Origin of the sequence: Corallococcus sp. RDP092CA, from assembly GCF_041903675.1 — a bacterium.
GTDB lineage: Bacteria > Myxococcota > Myxococcia > Myxococcales > Myxococcaceae > Corallococcus.
The window spans coordinates 137,112-152,767 of record NZ_JAYESI010000015.1; the positions used below are offsets into that span (position 1 = coordinate 137,112).

The following is a 15,656-nucleotide window of genomic DNA, read 5'->3' on the forward strand; positions in this document are numbered from 1 at the left end:
CATGGATCCTGCGCTGCTGGAGGCCTTCCAGGGCCGGTATGAGCTCCTGTCGGAGCTGGGCGAGGGCGGCTTCGGCCGCGTCTACAAGGCCCGCCAGGTGACCACCGGCCAGAGCGTGGCGGTGAAGCTGCTCCGCCTCACGGACGGCGCGACGCCGGAGTCCGTGGAGCGCCGCAGCGCGCGCTTCGAGCGCGAGATGAAGCTGTGCGCGCAGATGCACCACCCGAACATCGTGCGGCTCATCGACTCGGGCCGGACGCAGGGCGGCGCCGTGTACTCCATCTTCGAGTTCGTGCCGGGGAAGAACCTGGCGCAGGTGCTCGCGGAGGAGGGCGTGCTGGATCCGGTGGAGGCGCGCCACCTGCTGCTCCAACTGCTGGACGCGCTGGCGTGCGCGCACGCGCAGAACGTGGTGCACCGCGACCTGAAGCCCGCGAACATCATGGTCGTGCCCACCGGCGCCCGGCGCAACGCCCTGGTGCTGGACTTCGGCATCGGGTCGGTGACGGACGAGCTCTCGCGCGGCGAGGGGCAGCCGCGCATCACGTCCACCAACGAGTCGCTGGGCACGCCGTCCTACGCGGCGCCGGAGCAGCTGCGCGGGCAGGCGCCCACGCCGCGCTCGGACCTGTACGCGTGGGGGCTCGTCTTCCTGGAGTGCCTCACCGGCCGGCGCGTCTTCGAGGGCGCCACCGTGGCGGAGGTCATCTTCCAGCAGCTGTCCACGGAGCCGGTGCCCCTCCCGCCGGCCATCGCCGCGCACCCGCTGGGGAGGCTGCTCCAGCGCGTCACCGCGAAGGACCCGTCCCAGCGCACCGTGTCCGCGGAGGTGCTCCTGCGCCAGCTGGAGGCGGTGGACGTGTCCAACCTGCCGCGCCGGCCGGCGCCGGTGCGCATCCAGCCCGCGGCCCCCAACGCGGAGACGGCGACGGTGGAGCTGTCCAGCCGCACGCCCAACGCGCTGTCCACGCGCTCGCGCCGGTGGGCGGAGGGCGAGCGCCGCCAGCTCACGGTGGTGTGCTGCACGCTGTCCGCCACGCAGACGGCGCCGGGCCCGGTGGACATCGAGGAGCTGGACCACGTGCTGGGCGCCCAGCAGGAGGTCTGCATCGAGATCGCCCGGCGCTACAACGGCCACATCGCCAGCGCGCTGGGCGACATCGTCCTCTTCTACTTCGGCTATCCGGCGGCGCGGGAGGATGACGCGCGGCGCGCGGCGCAGGCGGCGCTGGACATGGTGGCCGAGGTGAAGCGGCGCGGCCGCGCCATCGAGGCGGAGCGCGGCACGCGGGTGGAGCTCCGCGTGGGCCTGCACACGGGCCTGGTGGTGGCGCGCGAGCAGCGGGACCCCACGCTCTCCGGCCTGGGCTTCGTCGTGGGCACCACGCCGAAGCTGGCGTTTCGGCTGTCCACCTCCGCGCAGCCCGGGGCCATCCTCGTCACCGGCGACACGCAGCAGCTGGTGCGCAAGCACTTCCCGCTGGAGCGCGTGCCCGCGGCCCCCAACGAGCTCTTGCCCCCGGACCTGGAGACGTTCGTGCTCCAGGGCGCCGACGCGACGTGGAGCGGCGCGGACGACGCGCTGGCGCTCGTGGGGCGCTCGCGCGAGCTGGACCTGGTGCTGGCCCGCTGGGAGCAGGTGCGCTCGGGGCAGGGGCAGGCGGTGCTGATCTCCGGCGAGCCGGGCATCGGCAAGTCGCGCCTCATGCGCGAGCTGGGGGACCGCCTGGGCGCGGAGCCCCACACGTGGCTGGAGGCCCGCTGCACGGCGGACGCCTCCGGCCAGGCGTATGCCCCCGTGGTGGACCTGCTCACGCGGATGCTGGACCCGAACCGCGACCTGTCGCCGGACGCCCGGCTCACGGGCCTGGAGGCGCTCCTGTCCGGCTATAGCTTCGAGCTGCCGGAGACGGTGCCCCTGCTCGCGCCGCTCCTGTCCCTGCCGCTGCCGCCGGAGCGCTGGGCCCCGCTGGACGTGTCGCCCCTGAAGCACCGGGAGCTCACGCGCGACGCGCTGCTCTCGCTCCTCGCCGCCATGGCGGAGCGCCAGCCCGTGGTGCTGGCGCTGGAGGACCTGCACTGGGCGGACCCGTCCACGCTGGAGCTGCTCAAGGCGCTGGTGGAGGAGGTGTCCTCGTCGCGCCTGCTCTCCGTGTTCAGCGCGCGGCCGGAGTTCGAGCCGCCCTGGGCCGCGTCGTCGGTGACGCAGGTGCAGCTGGGCGCCCTGGGGCGCGCGGAGGTGGAGCGGCTGGCCACCGCCGCCGCGGGCGGCCCGCTGTCGCCGGAGGCGCTGGAGGAGATCGCCACGCGCACGGACGGCATCCCGCTGTTCGTGGAGGAGCTGGTGCGCACGCTGCGCGAGTCCGGCGCGCTGGTGGAGCGCGAGGGGCGCATCGCGCTGGAGGCGGGCAAGGGGGGGCCCGCGGTGCCGGGCACGCTGCGCGACCTGCTCGTCGCGCGCCTGGACCGGCTGGGTCGCGCCAAGGAGACCGCGCAGGTGGCCTCCGTGCTGGGCCGCGAGCTGACGCACGAGCTGCTGCGCCACGTGAGCCCGCTGACGCCCGAGGCGCTGGAGGCGGACCTGGAGCGGCTGGTGGGCTCGGGGCTCCTGCACCGCAAGCGCCGGCCGAAGGGGCCGGTGTACCTCTTCAAGCACGCGCTGGTGCGCGACGCGGCCTACGACTCCATGCTCAAGCGGTACCGGCAGCAGGTGCACGCGAAGACGGCGGAGGCGCTGGAGGCGCACTTCCCGGAGCAGGTGGAGGCCCGGCCGGACCTGCTCGCGCACCACCTGGCCGCCGCGAACCTCAAGCGCAAGGCCATCGTCTACGCGCAGAAGGCCGCGCTCGCCGCGCTGGTGCGCTCCGCCTACCTGGAGGCCATCCTCTTCGCCCGGCTGGGCCTGTCGTGGCTGGACGCCATCGACGAGCCGGCGGAGCGCACGCCGCTGGAGCTGAGCCTCAACGGCGTGCTCGCGCCGGCGCTGATGTCCACGCAGGGCTGGCGCTCGCAGGACCTGCGCGCCGTGGCCGAGCGCTCGCTGGAGCTGCTCTCCTCCGTGGGGGAGAGCCCCTATGCGGCCCCGACCCTGTGGGTCCTCTCCATCTACTACCACCTGGGCGGAGACCAGCGCCGGGTGCGCGGGCTGCTGGACCGGCTGGTGGCGCTGGCGCAGCGCACCGGCGACGCGGGGCAGGAGGCGGTGGCGCTCACCATCCTCTCCAACATCGAGCTGCTGGAGGGCCGCCTGGGCGAGGCGAAGGCGAAGGCGGACCGGTGCCTGGCGCTGTTCGACCCGGTCGCGCACCGGATGCACCGCATCCTGTACGGCCAGGACACGCGCGTGGGCGGCGAGTCCGTGCTGTGCCGCGGGCTGTGGCTGCTGGGCTTCCCGGACCAGGCGAAGGCGCACGGCGAGGCCGCGGTGGCGTGGGGCCGCGAGCTGAACCACGGCACCAGCATCGGCCTGTCGTTCATCTACCTGCTGCTGATGGCCCAGGAGCACGGCGACCGGACGGAGGCGCTCCAGCTCATCGCGCAGCACTCGGAGCTGTCCCACCGCCATGGCCTGCTGGAGCAGTCCGCCTACGTGGGCATCCTGCGGGGGTGGGCGATGAAGGACCTGGAGTCGACGCGGCGGAGCGTGGCGCTGCGCGAGGCGTTCGGCACGGAGATGGACCAGCCGGCCTACTACGCCATGCTCGCGGAGCTGGAGCTGGAGCTGGGCCACCTGGAGGCGGCGCTCGCCACCGTGGAGCGCGGCCGGCAGCGCGCGCAGGCCCTGGGCGAGGCCTACCACGAGTCCAAGCTGCTCTGCGTCAAGGGCCGGGTGCTGCTCCAGCGGGATGGAAACACTGCACTCTCCGCGGAGACGTGCTTCCGGCAGGCGGCCGAGGTGGCGCACGCGCAGGGGGCTCGGATGCGGGAGCTGCAGGCCGTCACCGCGTTGGCGCGGCTGCTCCAGGCGTCCGGACGGCAGGAAGAAGCCCGGCGGCGGCTGCAAACGGTCTACAGTACCTTCTCCGAAGGCTGGGGAACCCCGCCCATCTCGGAGGCCCGCGCGCTGTTGGGAGCGCTGGGAGGAGAGTGCTGACATGAGCAGGAAGAAGCCGGAGTCAAAGGCCGCGCCCGCCCGGGCCCGTCCGGTGGCGCGCAAGCCCACGCGGAGCACGGGGGCCCAGGCCTCGGTGAATGACTGGCAGGCCGTGTGGATGCGCGCCGTGGCGCTCGCGTGGAAGGAGCCGGAGTTCGAGGCGGCGCTGCAGAAGAACCCGCGCGAGGCCCTCAAGAAGCGCTTCGACTTCGACCTGCCGGCCAGCATCCACCTGAAGGTCATCCCGTCCACGGAGAAGAACGCGGCGACGGACGGCACCTGGAAGGTGAACAGCGCGGAGGTGGAGCTGCACCTGCCGAAGAAGCCGGCGGACGTGGCGGACCACGCCGTGGCGCTCTCCAGCCTCACCGACACCTACGGCCGCTCGCACTGCTGCGGCAGCCCCTGCTGCTGACACCGGCGTGAGGGCGCCGCGGGGCGCTTTCAGCGGCCCAGGGCGGGAGCGTCTCCGCCCGACACCGCGAAGGCGCCCACGGAGGCCTCGCCGAAGCCGTCCACGCCCGCCACGCGCTGGAAGAAGTCCGGGTCGCTCCGGCCCAGCGCGTAGGGCCGCAGGCCCAGCGCGGTGGACACCAGGTAGAGCGTCTGCACCAGCGCTCCCGTGTCCTGTAGCACCAGCGAGTACGCCAGCGTCTCGTACTTCCACGCGAGCCGGGGCACGCGCGCGGCCACCACCATCAGCACCTCCGGCCGCTCGAAGGGCTCCGCGGGCGCGCGGGCCTCGTCCATCAGCGCGTGGAACTCCGGCGTGGGGGCGCTCAGCTTCTCCAGGCGGTGTCCCAGCGGGTCGTAGTGGTAGGCGCCGGGGGCCAGGCCCTGGCACTCGCCCACCAGCGGATACAGCTCCAGCGCGTACACCGCGCCCGCGCCGGGGTAGGGCCGGTCGGTGACCTCGCCGTCCTGCGTGGTGCGCACGTCGCGCACGCGCGCGGCCCGGTAGAGCAGCTCCCCCAGCTGTCGCACGGTGAGGGGGCTGGCGCCCCGGCCGCGCAGGCTGCGGCGCGCCTCCAGCACCTCCGTGAAGGAGCGGTCCGCGGCGCGCAGCGCCTCCATGTCCGGCCGGTACAGCTCCACCGCCTCCTGGATGACGGAGGGCTTGAGGGCGGGCGGGTTGGGCAGCTCGCCCCGGAAGCGGTACGTGGCGCCCGCGCGCGTCTGGTGGCCCCAGCCCCGCGAGCGCAGGTGGAAGAGCAGGTCGTGCGGCTCCCACTGCTTCAGCGCCGTCTGCGTCTCCTCCGACGCCGGCACGTCCAGCCCGTTGGGGACCAGGATGCCCGTCTCCGCCAGGAGGCGCACCAGCTCGCGCAGCGTGAAGGACTCGATGCCGGTGTTGAACTGGTTGAGCCGCGCCAGCAGCGTGGGGCGGGCCATGTCGAAGAGCAGCGACACGACGCGCCGGTCATGCAGCGCGGCGGTGGCGTGCACCGTGGGGCAGTCCAGCACCGCGCAGCCCTCCGCCATGCGGGTGTGCGCGAAGCGGGACAGCTGGAGCGCCTGGGTGGCGTCGAACGTCGCGCGGTGGCGCACGAAGGACGCGGACGCGGGCGTGAGCGTCAGGAGCAGGTTGCCCCGCTCCTCCACCGTCCACGACAGCAGGCCGCCGTCGCCGGCCAGGTCCAGCCAGTACCACGCGAGCGTCGTGTCCGGGCCCGCGACGTCGGGCACCTCCGACTCATGGATGCCTCCGTCCGCGAGCGACTCGAAGACGGCGCGCACACCGGGGGCCAGCGGCCCCAGCCGCAGCGAGCGGCCAGGACCCTCCACGCGCGCGTCCTCCGCGTCAGGGCAACGCAGCGCCACACCTTCGGCGAGCGACAGTCTCATTCGTGCGGCCTCACGGTTCCACACCGTAGAACCGAGTCGGGTTTTCCCAGAGAACCTTTCGTAGACGACTTTCGGTCATCACGTCACGCAATGACAGCAGGGACCCCAGCACGTCCTCGCCGTGGTCCAGGTGCGGGAAGTCGCTCCCGAAGACGAGGCGGTCCTCCGGGAGGTGGCGCACCACGTCAGCCAGGTACGGCTCATCCGGCTCCACGGAAACGAAGCAGTGCCGGCGCAGGTAGGAGGAAGGGAGCTGTCGGATGGTGGCGGAGACCTCTGCACCCACAGCGCGATATTCCTCATCCAGCCGCCACGCCCAATACGGCAGCCAGCCGCAGCCGGCCTCCATGGCGCCGATGCGCAGCGCGGGGTGCCGCTCCAGCACGCCCCCCTGGAGGAGCGCGAGCAGCCCCATCATCAGTTCCAGGGGGTGGGCGCAGACGTGGTTGGCGAAGCGGGTGTCGAAGCGGTCCGCGCCCGCGGACGGCACGTAGACGTGGCCGCTGCCGTGGAGCACCACCGCGAGTGAGCGCCGCTCGCATTCGGACCAGAAGGGCTCATAGGCGGCGTCCGACAGGAGCCGGCCGCCGATGGGGTTGGGGCGGACCATCACGGCGCGCCAGCCGAAGCCGGCGACGCGGCGGACCTCCGCGACCATGGCCTCCGGCTCGTGTCGGCTGATGAGCCCCACGCCCCGCAGGCGCTCGGGGGCGTGCGCGCAGAAGCCGTGCAGCCACGTGTTGTAGACGGACGCGAACGCGGTGGCGACGTGGGGCTTCAGCGGGGAGAAGCCCTCCAGGAGCAGCGCATAGGTGGGGAAGAGTGCCGCCATGTCCACGCCGTCGCGATCCATCTGGGCCAGGTACACGTCCGGCCGTTGCAGCAGTTCATTGCGCCCCAGCTGCGCGTAGGATCGCGCGGAGAACTCCACCCACGCCTTCTCCGGCATGTGGTTCCACAGCGGCTTGCCGTCCACCTCGGGCAGGGGCAGCACGGGGAGGAGGCCCTGGGGGCCCAGCCGCTCCAGCCGCGCCTCCAGGGGCTCCTCGGGGAGGCGCCCCAGGCGGGGCGCGTGGCGGCGCAGGGCGGGTTCCAGCTGCTCCGCCCAGAGGTTGAGCGGCTCCAGGACATGCCGGTCCGCGTCGAAGATGCGAAGGCCGTCGCGCATGCGTCAGGGGCCCCAGCTCGCCAGCTCGTCGCGCACGTCCTTGAGCAGCGCCTCCAGCAGGCCGGTGCGCCGGGCCTGGGTGCGCAGGGCCTGCTCCTCCGCGTCCTCCAGCGTGCCCGGCTGTCCGCCGCGCGCCGCCACCTCGCGGTCGCACAGCTCGCGCAGGAAGTCGTGGTGCTGCGGCTGGAGCGCCTGGAAGCCCTCGCCCCAGCGGGCGACGAAGTCCACCAGCACGTCGCGCGAGGCCTCCGGCACGTCGCGGCGGTCCGGCAGGTCGCGGCTCAGGCGCACGAAGAGATCCGGGAACACGTCGCGCATCGCCCTGGCGAAGCCGGGCGGGACGTAGACGGGCTGCGTGTCCGGGACGAGGTCGCCCCTTCGTTCTGCGGCGAGCACCGCGTCGAAGTCCGTGAAGAGGCGCTCGTGCCGGCGGCGCTCGTTCTGGTTGCGCGCGAGGAAGAACACCGCGCGCGGCAGCATCGCCGGGGCGGCGCGGCGCACCTCCGCGAGCGTGTCCCCCAGGGCCTGGCGCTCCGGCGGCGTCAGGGCCCAGGCGGCGGTGGCCTCCCGCAGGAAGCGGTCGGTGACGGCCTCCGGCCAGGGGGCCTCCTCCACCCGGGGCGGGCGCTGGATGTCGGCGAGGAAGCGGCGGATGCGGTCGCAGGCGGCGTCCCAGGTGGACAGGCGCTCCACCAGGTCGCGGAAGCCCTCGAGCAGCTGGGGCCGCGTCATGCCCAGGGGCAGCACGTTGAGCACGATGGCGCCCCGGTCCTTGGCGGGCGCCCTCCGGGGCGTGGCGAGCCGGCCCTCCGCGCGCAGCCGCGTCCACAGGCGCGTGCCGCGCGGGGCCTGGAGGGGCGCCACCACCACCCAGGGCAGGTGCGTGCGCTGGATGTTCGCGTGCAGGGTGTCGAACACGGCGGGCGTGTCGTGGTCGAACCCGACGATGAAGCTGCCCCGGGGCCCGATGCCGTGCGCCTGGATGCGCAGCAGGTCGCCCACCAGGTCCGCGCGCACGTTCTGGTGCTTCTGCGCCTCCTTGAGCGCGGCGGGGTCGAAGGACTCGATGCCCAGGACGACGGTGTAGAAGTTGGCGTCCGCCATGCCTTCCAGGAGCGCGCTGTCGCGGCTCAGGTTCATCGTCACCTGGGTGAAGAAGCGCAGCGGGCGGGGCAGGGCGCGGTTGAGGGGCACCAGCCCCGCGAGCACCTCCTTCGCGTACGCCGCGTCTCCGATGAACTCGTCGTCCGCGAAGAAGACGCCCTCCGCGCCGAGCGCCGCGTGGGCGCGCACCTCCTCCAGCACGCGCTCCACCGGCTTGTGCCGCTGCTTGCGGCCGTACAGGTAGATGACGTCGCAGAACGAGCAGTCGAACGGGCAGCCGCGCGTGGTCTGCACGGAGCCCCACGCGTAGCGCGGGAAGTCCGCCGCGACGGCGTCCCAGCGGGGCAGGGGGCTCTCGCTCAACGACGGCTTGTCCAGCTGACGGTACTCGGGCGCGTACTCGCCGCCCAGCCAGTCCGCGAGGAAGCGCGGCCAGGTGCGCTCCGCCTCGTTGACGAAGAGGGCGTCGAAGAAGCCGCGGTAGTCCTCGGGCGCGGCGGAGACGGCGGGGCCGCCCGCGACCACGGTGGCGCCCCGGTCGCGGAAGTGCCCGCCCAGGAAGCGCGCCTGGTAGGTGAGGGCCGAGTACATCACCGACACGCCGACGATGTCGTAGTCCGGCAGCTCCGTGTCCGCGCGCACCTGGCCGTGCAGCTCCTCGTCCCAGATGTCCACGGTGAAGGTGTCCGGCGTGAGCGCCGCGAGCGTCGCGCAGGCCAGCGGCGTCATCGTCGCGCGCTTCACCAGGCCGCGCTCGGGGTCGAAGTCCTCCGTCTCGCGGTCCACGTGGCGCCGGTCGGGGCCGCACTGGACCAGGAGGATGCGGGGCCTGGGCTCGAGAAGCGATGCCATCGCTCAGAAGTAGAAGGGCACGGGGTTGAGCTGCGCTTCGGTCTTCGGTTCCTTCAGCCACCCCAGCCGCACGGGGACGTCATACAGCCGTCCGGGGCCCAGCCGGGGCCAGAAGTGCCGCAGCCCCGGGACGATGACCTTCACCGCGGAGACGCCCACGTCGGGCCGGGACTGCTCCACCACCAGCGTCTCCAGCCCCACGCGCGCGGCCCGGGCCACGCACTCGCGCACGTCGTCCCGCAGGTCGTCGTGGCCCTGGTGGGGGAAGTCGGCGCGGACGCGCGCGGGGACCCGGTCGTCGGGGAAGAGCCAGGTGACGTCCTCGTGCGCGCCGGAGTGCCAGGGCGACGGGGACAGGTCCTTCGGGTCGTAGCACTGGGCCACCTCCGTGAGCGCGCGCTGCACGGCGAGCTTCGCGTCGAAGTGGCAGCCGCAGCCGGCCCAGGCCCGGCCGTGCTCCGGAGACCACGCGAGCGCGGCGAACACCGGGATGCCCAGGTCGTGCGTGAGGTCCAACACCGACAGCTGGAGCCCGAGCGACCGGTAGTGCGCCGCCACGGAGGTGAACCACGGCTCGTCGAAGGAGCGCAGGTCCACGCGCGGACGGCGCAGGCGGTTGTACCACCAGAGCGCCACCGCATCGCGCTCCACCAGCTCCAGGAAGCCCTGGAGGATGGCCTCCTCCACGCAGTTGCCGGCCGCGTTCCCGTTGGAGTTGAAGAGGCAGAACGGCCCGTCCGCGGGCGTGGGCGCGAAGAGGTACGCGAACGACGTGGGCACGTACCTGTGGACCCCGTGCGTGAGCGACCACGCGGGGCTCCAGTCCATGGGTTGATCCGCGTAGGGACGGGGCACCGCGGTGCGCATGTCGCGGCGGGCCCCGCCTTCGGTCCGCGACTGGAGCTGCGCGGCGCTGAAGTGCTGGAGCAGGTCCGGGTGCACGGCCTGGCTGCCCAGCTGGGACGCCGTGGCGTGGACGCGGGGCTCGTCGCCCTGGAACACCGCGCTGTAGCGCTCCAGCGCTTCGCACAGCGCGCCCGCGCGGGCCTGGGCCTCCGTGCGGCCCTTGCCGCTGGCCACGCGGTGGAAGTCGTCGGGGGCCGGCGCGTCCGTCCACGGGCACACGCGGAAGACGGCGGACTGGATGTGGCCCAGGAGCGCGTCGCCTGGCACCGCGCGCAGGTCGCTCACCACGCCCGTCACCGGGCTGATGAGGTGGCGGTGCCGCTCCCAGGTCTCCTCCGGCGTGAGGATGCGGTGGCCGCCGTCGTCGGTGAAGCGCTTGGGGCGCGAGGTCAGCTCCACGGGCGCCCGCGCGCGCGCCTCCATCCAGTGTGGGTCGCCGCAGTCCGGGCACTGCGGACGGCGCGTCACCCCGTGCGACTCCAGCTTCCAGGTGGCGAAGTCCAGCGTCCACAGCCGCGTCTGCCCCGCGCCGCCGGGGCCGTCCACCACCCAGCGGGCCACGAGCGTCGCCGCGAAGGACAGCCCCGCCTGCGCGGTGGTGGGCAGGCCCGTGCGCGGTGGGCGGGTGGCGCGCGGGGAGAGGCCCTTGCGCGCGAGGTACTTCTCGATGGGGCGGTTGTCCGACAGCCGCGCGGTGAGGCACGCCCAGCAGGCGCGCTCGGGGCCCACCACCGGGCCCGCGTGGCACGCGGTGCCGGACACCTTCAGCGGGAGGAACGCGGCGCCCGCGCGCCGCGCCTCCCGGGCCAGCGCGAGCGCCTCCTGCGACAGGTAGTCGTCCACCAGCAGCGCGTGCTGCCCGGCGTCGTCGCGCACGTCCAGGCCGGTGTCGCGCAGCGCCTCGGCCAGCCGCTCCGCGTCCTCGCCGTCCACGGCGCGCACGGCGACGGACATGTCCAGGAGCCGCCCGGCGGCGGTGGCCGCGCCCACGCCCAGCGACTCCCAGAAGCCGGCGACGCTGGCGTCGAACACGTCATGTGCCTCCTCCACGTGCCCGCGCTCCTCGAGGAGCGACAGCGCGTAGAGCACCTCTGGCGCGGAGGCCCGCCCGGACAGCGCGGAGATGACGCTCGCCAGGGTGCGCTTGCCATCCAGGAGGGGCACGATGCTCGCGTGCAGCTCGCCCTCCAGCAGGAACTGGGCGCGCTCCCCGACGAGGAACACGCGCCGCGAGTCGAGCACCTCGGCGCGCAGGTGGGGCTTGATGCGGAGGACGCGGTCCATGAGCAGGCGGGCGAGCCTAACCGGGGCCCGCGTCCCTGGATACGACGGGGGGGCCGGTTGCCGGGGACCCGGACGCCGCGTGATAGAACGACGCCCATGGCCCCCCGCATCCCCCTGGCGCAGAGCGCGCGTGTGTCCCCGGCGTCCCTCCACCCCCCGCTTCGGAGCCGCGTCGCCACCGGCACCCTGGAGGTGACCCTGCTCCTGCGCCACGGCTCGCCGCTGCCCACGGTGAAGGAGCTGTGCGCGAGTCCTCCGCGCCGCCCGCTCACGCACGAGGAGTTCGAGGCGAAGTACGGCGCGAACCCCAGGCACCTGGCCGCCGTGCGGCGCTTCGCGAAGTCCCACGGCCTGACCGTCACCTCCGAGCAGCGCGACCGCGCCTGCGTCACGCTCCGCGGCTCCACGGCCGCGATGCGCAAGGCCTTTGGCGTGGACCTGCGGCGCATCACGCACGGGCGGATGTCCTACCTGACCCACACGAAGCCGGTGACCCTGCCGCGCGCGCTGGAGGGCGTGGCGGAGTGGGTCCTGGGCCTGGACACCCGGCCGCTCGTCACCCACAACGTGGCGGCCCTGCCGCTCTCCCGGGAGATGGCGCTGCGGGCTGGAGTGCGCTCGTACACGGCGCCGCAGGTGGCCCGCCTCTATCGCTATCCCCGGAACGAGGGGGAGGGCCAGTGCGTGGGCATCATCGAGCTGGCGGGTGGCTACAGGCCGGCGGACCTGGAGGCGTCGCTGAAGTCCGTGGGGGTGAAGCGCACGGCGCCGGTGGTGAACGTGGGGCCGAACAAGACGAGCGTCCTCAACACGGCCTCCGACGCGGAGGTCACCATGGACGTGGAGCTGGTGGCCGCGGTGTGTCCGGCGGCGCGCGTCGTCGTCTACAACGCCGGCTCGAAGGACTACTCGCTGCGCGACTACCACCGCGTGCTGGCGGTCGCCCTCAGCGACCGGGAGCACCGGCCGTCGGTGCTGACCACCAGCTGGTCCTTCTACGAAGGGTCGCTCATCCAGCAGGGCGAGGAGCTGGCCTTCGAGCGGCTCTTCGTCGAGGCGGCGCTGCTGGGCATCACCGTGTGCGCCGCGTCCGGGGACCTGGGCTCGCAGGTGCCGGTGAATGCCCGCTCGCCCACGGGCGCCATCACCCTGGCCGCGACGAGCTACCCCGCCGCGAGCGCGCTGGTGCTGGGGTGCGGCGGCACGACCCTGGAAGCAGCGGGGGAGGAGCTCCACCACGAGCGCGTGTGGAACCGGCTGGGCGAGGCGATGTCCATGGGCGTCATCGGGAGCATGTCCACGGCCGCGGGCGCGAGCAGCGGCGGGGTCAGCTCCATGAACGCGCTGCCGCTGTACCAGCAGGGCATGGGCGTGCCGGAGCTGGTGAGGTCGTCATGGAAGAACGGCGCGTTCGCGGTCTCCCGGAGCACCGGCCGGGGCGTGCCGGACGTCGCGGCGAACGCGGACCTGCACACCGGCTATCAAATCGTCTTCAAGGGCCAGCAGGGCGTGGCCGCGGGCACGAGCGCCGCGGCGCCCATGTGGGCCGCGCTCATCGTCCGCCTCAACGAGGCGCTGGGGGGGCGGGTGGGCTTCCTCCACCCCCGCCTGTACGCGCTCGTCACCGAGGGCGAGCCCGTCGTCCGGCGCATCACCCAGGGGGGCAACGGCGCGTACTTCGCCAGCGACGCCACGCTGTGGAACGCGTGCACGGGGCTGGGGACGCCGGACGGCGAGGCGCTGCTCGCGGGCCTGCGCAGGCTCCAGCGCCGCAAGCGCTGAGGCCCGCGTCAAGGGCCGGCGCCCTGCGGAGGGCCGCCGGTTACTCCAGGATGCGCTCCATGCTCAGGAAGGGGCGCGCGGCGGGGATGCCGCGGCCCTTGCAGACGTCGATGAACTTGTTGGACTCGATCATCTGGGGCGCGGACTCGTCGTACTGGAGCACCATGACGTGGCGCAGCCAGGGCTCCTGGCCCATGGCGTAGATGAAGACCTCCTTCGGGCTCAGGTGGTTGAGGATCTCCGTGGCGCGAGCGCTGTCGGAGCCGTTGAGCCGCCGGGACTGGTCCATCTTGCGCGGCAGGGGCTGGGTGAGCAGCGGGCCGTACATCCAGCTCATCGGGCCGCCCTCGCACTCCATGCCCAGGTAGAGCGCGTCCAGCGGGCCCACCAGCTCCGTCAGGTGCTGGTACATGCGCGGCTCCAGGGCGTTGGAGTCCGCGGCCATCAGCAGGGAGCGGCCGGCCAGCCGCACCAGGTGCGCCGTCTTCGCCTGCACCGCCAGGTCGCTGTGCTCGCCGATGAAGGGGATGCCCATGAGCGACCCGCCGGGGATCTGGAGCTCCTGCAGGTCGTCGATCTCCACGACGTTGCGGAAGCCCGTCTTCTCCAGCACGAGGCGCAGCGAGGGGTCCGCCAGCGAGTACGCGTTCGCGCGGGGCACGACGATGGTGCCGATGCGGTGACGCAGCTGGAGCAGCGTCTCCATCATCAGGTGGTCGGCGTGGCCGTGGGTGATGAGGACGTAGTCGATCTTCTCGGGCAGGTCCGCGTGGGTGAAGCGGTTCTGCGAGGTGGGGAACTCGTAGCTGATGACGGGGTCGGTGAGGACGGACACCTCGCGCGTCTCCATCAGCACGCACGCGTGGCCGAAGTAGCGCACGCGCACGCCGGGGCCGGTGTACGGCTCGGGCTTGCGCGGGGCCTGCTCCGTGAAGAGGTCCGCGAACGCGTCCGCGGCGGAGGAGGGCACGCCCAGCAGCTCCGCGACCTGTCCGGGGCTGCCCGGCGTGTGGCGCATGCGGAAGAGGGCGTCGATGCCCTCGTGGCGGTAGGGCACCTGGAGCCACAGGGGCGAATCGCCCTCCAGGCGCGGGGTGCTGAAGACGTACTTGCGGGCGTCACCGGTCACGCGCATCAGCGAGATGCTCTGCGACGATTCCTTGTAGAAGCCGCTGCGGTAGAGCAGCGGCTCCATGATGCGGGCGTTGGCGCGGTGGGCGAGGTCGTAGTGGAGCTCCACGTAGCCGCGGAGGATGTCCGGCACCTTGGCGTAGAGCGGCTCCAGCGAGTCGCCCTTGGCGCTGGCGAGCAGCTGCTCCAGGTCCGACACGGCCTTGGTGTAGGCCAGCATGTCCGCCTGCTCGCGGGTGGTGCGCTCGAGCAGGGCCTTCACCTCGTTCACGCGCGACACGGGGTGGTTGATGAAGGGGCCGCCCATGAGCGCCGGGTTCTGGAGCGCGGCGACGTGCACGTCCGGGTTCGCGACGAACGACTGCATCAGCTTCAGGTGCAGGCGCGAGATGAACAGCGGCGCGGTGGCGGGGGAGATGAGGTACCACCAGACGTACCACTGGTTGAACAGCGGCTCGATGGCGACATCGGGCTTCAGGTACATCGGGCGGTCGAGCATGGAGTTCTCGCGAGGGCGCCCGCCGGAACCAGGGGACCCGGCGCGGGATGTGGCTGCCAGTGTGGGCAAGCAGGCTCCCGGGCAAGCCCGGAAGCACGCGTGAGTCGCCAATGTTGATGATTCCGCGCCTGAACTCAAGGTGCTGACTTCCAGGCCAGGCGCGGAAGCGGGGTGGGGCGCGGATCTCACTTGACGTGCCCGTTTCGTCCCGAGGCACGCCCGTCAAAGACAGACACTTCGGGTGCGGGAGCCAGCAACTGCGGGCTGAACTTGGGAGGAGCGCCCGTCGGCTCCAGGGTCCGTTCGAGGAGGCGGTGGACAGCGCGGGCCCGGACGGGCATCAGACCCGTTGCGCGCACCGGGTCGCCTGCTATAACGCCGGCCACCTTCCGACCCCGTAGCTCAGTTGGATAGAGCGGCGGTTTCCTAAACCGCAGGCCACAGGTTCGATTCCTGTCGGGGTCACTCCGCAACCCCCTGTTCCGACTGAGGATTTCGTCGGAGCCGGGGCGCGGGGCTTCCCCGACAGAACAGGGCGGTGAGTCCAGGGTGAGTTCGGAGGGATCTCCCTCCCTCCGTCTGGGCTCAGCCATAGCCCTGAGACTGCGCGCCTCGCGCGTCACGGGCTACCCCCTCTGCGACACCAGCATCGTATGCGGACAGCCCCCCAGGGCTTGCTGGCAGCGTGTTCTTCAAGAGAAGGCCTGCAAATCCTCTGACCTGAAGCGGCGCGTCTGTCTGCTCGTGAGGCGGGCTGACCCTGATGCCTGCTGGATGGGGCAGGGGTGCATCGATAAGGGAGACACCCCGCGCCTCATGCTTGAGGCTGGGACGGACGTGTCTACACACCGGCTCTCGCTCGAGCTTGAGACCGACCGTGTCCTGCTGCCGCCGATGCCGGTCGCGCCGACCTGCGGCAGTCAGCGTTGCGTCAACTCCACCCACGTTGTTGTCGGCCGCCTCCCGGTCGCCTCCGTCAACGCCTCTCTCTT

At 72.8% G+C, this 15,656-nt stretch carries 8 protein-coding genes and 1 tRNA gene; 4 read left to right on the forward strand and 5 right to left on the reverse strand.

Annotated elements, in window-relative coordinates:
* Position 1 precedes the first annotated feature (1 nt).
* Both U8525_RS18040 and U8525_RS18045 read left to right on the forward strand, forming a co-directional pair.
* Positions 2–4,093 carry a TOMM system kinase/cyclase fusion protein gene (locus U8525_RS18040; protein WP_374267292.1) on the forward strand — a complete coding sequence of 1,364 codons (4,092 nt, stop codon included), beginning with the start codon at positions 2–4 and terminating at the stop codon, positions 4,091–4,093.
* Position 4,094: 1 nt separating this feature from the next.
* Entirely contained in the window at positions 4,095–4,508 is a 414-nt protein-coding gene (locus U8525_RS18045; protein WP_374267294.1) for a BMA_0021/BMA_0022 family TOMM bacteriocin, read from the forward strand.
* 29 nt (positions 4,509–4,537) lie between these two features.
* Here the strand turns inward: U8525_RS18045 and U8525_RS18050 are convergent, their stop codons facing one another.
* From U8525_RS18050 to U8525_RS18065, 4 genes are read right to left on the reverse strand one after another with little or no spacing between them, the layout of a single operon-like run.
* On the reverse strand, positions 4,538–5,938 hold the full coding sequence (locus U8525_RS18050; protein WP_374267296.1) for a SagB family peptide dehydrogenase: 1,401 nt from the start codon (positions 5,936–5,938) through the stop codon (positions 4,538–4,540).
* A 10-nt stretch (positions 5,939–5,948) separates the two neighbouring features.
* Positions 5,949–7,106 (reverse strand): amidohydrolase family protein, encoded by a 1,158-nt coding sequence (locus tag U8525_RS18055; protein WP_374267298.1) that lies wholly within the window; start codon positions 7,104–7,106, stop codon positions 5,949–5,951.
* A gap of 3 nt (positions 7,107–7,109) precedes the next feature.
* On the reverse strand, positions 7,110–9,062 hold the full coding sequence (locus tag U8525_RS18060; protein WP_374267301.1) for a radical SAM protein: 1,953 nt from the start codon (positions 9,060–9,062) through the stop codon (positions 7,110–7,112).
* 3 nt (positions 9,063–9,065) lie between these two features.
* Complete coding sequence (locus U8525_RS18065) at positions 9,066–11,252, reverse strand: TOMM precursor leader peptide-binding protein (RefSeq protein WP_374267303.1); 2,187 nt, start codon at positions 11,250–11,252, stop codon at positions 9,066–9,068.
* A 96-nt stretch (positions 11,253–11,348) separates the two neighbouring features.
* Between U8525_RS18065 and U8525_RS18070 the strand changes: the two genes are divergently transcribed.
* A complete protein-coding gene (locus U8525_RS18070) occupies positions 11,349–13,034 on the forward strand; it encodes a protease pro-enzyme activation domain-containing protein (protein ID WP_374267305.1) in 1,686 nt (561 codons plus the stop codon).
* A gap of 40 nt (positions 13,035–13,074) precedes the next feature.
* Here the strand turns inward: U8525_RS18070 and U8525_RS18075 are convergent, their stop codons facing one another.
* Positions 13,075–14,664: an MBL fold metallo-hydrolase gene (locus tag U8525_RS18075; RefSeq protein WP_374267307.1), complete on the reverse strand. Its 1,590-nt coding sequence runs from the start codon at positions 14,662–14,664 to the stop codon at positions 13,075–13,077.
* Positions 14,665–15,055: 391 nt separating this feature from the next.
* On the opposite strand from U8525_RS18075, the gene U8525_RS18080 reads away from it, so the two are divergent.
* Positions 15,056–15,129, forward strand: a tRNA-Arg gene (locus U8525_RS18080).
* The last annotated feature ends 527 nt before the right edge of the window (positions 15,130–15,656 follow it).

Excerpts from the sequence above, each read along its gene's own strand:
- U8525_RS18075 (WP_374267307.1), bottom strand. The coding sequence starts at position 14,664 with ATGCTCGACCGCCCGATGTACCTGAAGCCCGATGTCGCCATCGAGCCG.
- U8525_RS18065 (WP_374267303.1), bottom strand. The coding sequence starts at position 11,252 with ATGGACCGCGTCCTCCGCATCAAGCCCCACCTGCGCGCCGAGGTGCTC.
- U8525_RS18040 (WP_374267292.1), top strand. The coding sequence starts at position 2 with ATGGATCCTGCGCTGCTGGAGGCCTTCCAGGGCCGGTATGAGCTCCTG.
- U8525_RS18060 (WP_374267301.1), bottom strand. The coding sequence starts at position 9,062 with ATGGCATCGCTTCTCGAGCCCAGGCCCCGCATCCTCCTGGTCCAGTGC.
- U8525_RS18070 (WP_374267305.1), top strand. The coding sequence starts at position 11,349 with ATGGCCCCCCGCATCCCCCTGGCGCAGAGCGCGCGTGTGTCCCCGGCG.
- U8525_RS18045 (WP_374267294.1), top strand. The coding sequence starts at position 4,095 with ATGAGCAGGAAGAAGCCGGAGTCAAAGGCCGCGCCCGCCCGGGCCCGT.
- U8525_RS18055 (WP_374267298.1), bottom strand. The coding sequence starts at position 7,106 with ATGCGCGACGGCCTTCGCATCTTCGACGCGGACCGGCATGTCCTGGAG.
- U8525_RS18050 (WP_374267296.1), bottom strand. The coding sequence starts at position 5,938 with ATGAGACTGTCGCTCGCCGAAGGTGTGGCGCTGCGTTGCCCTGACGCG.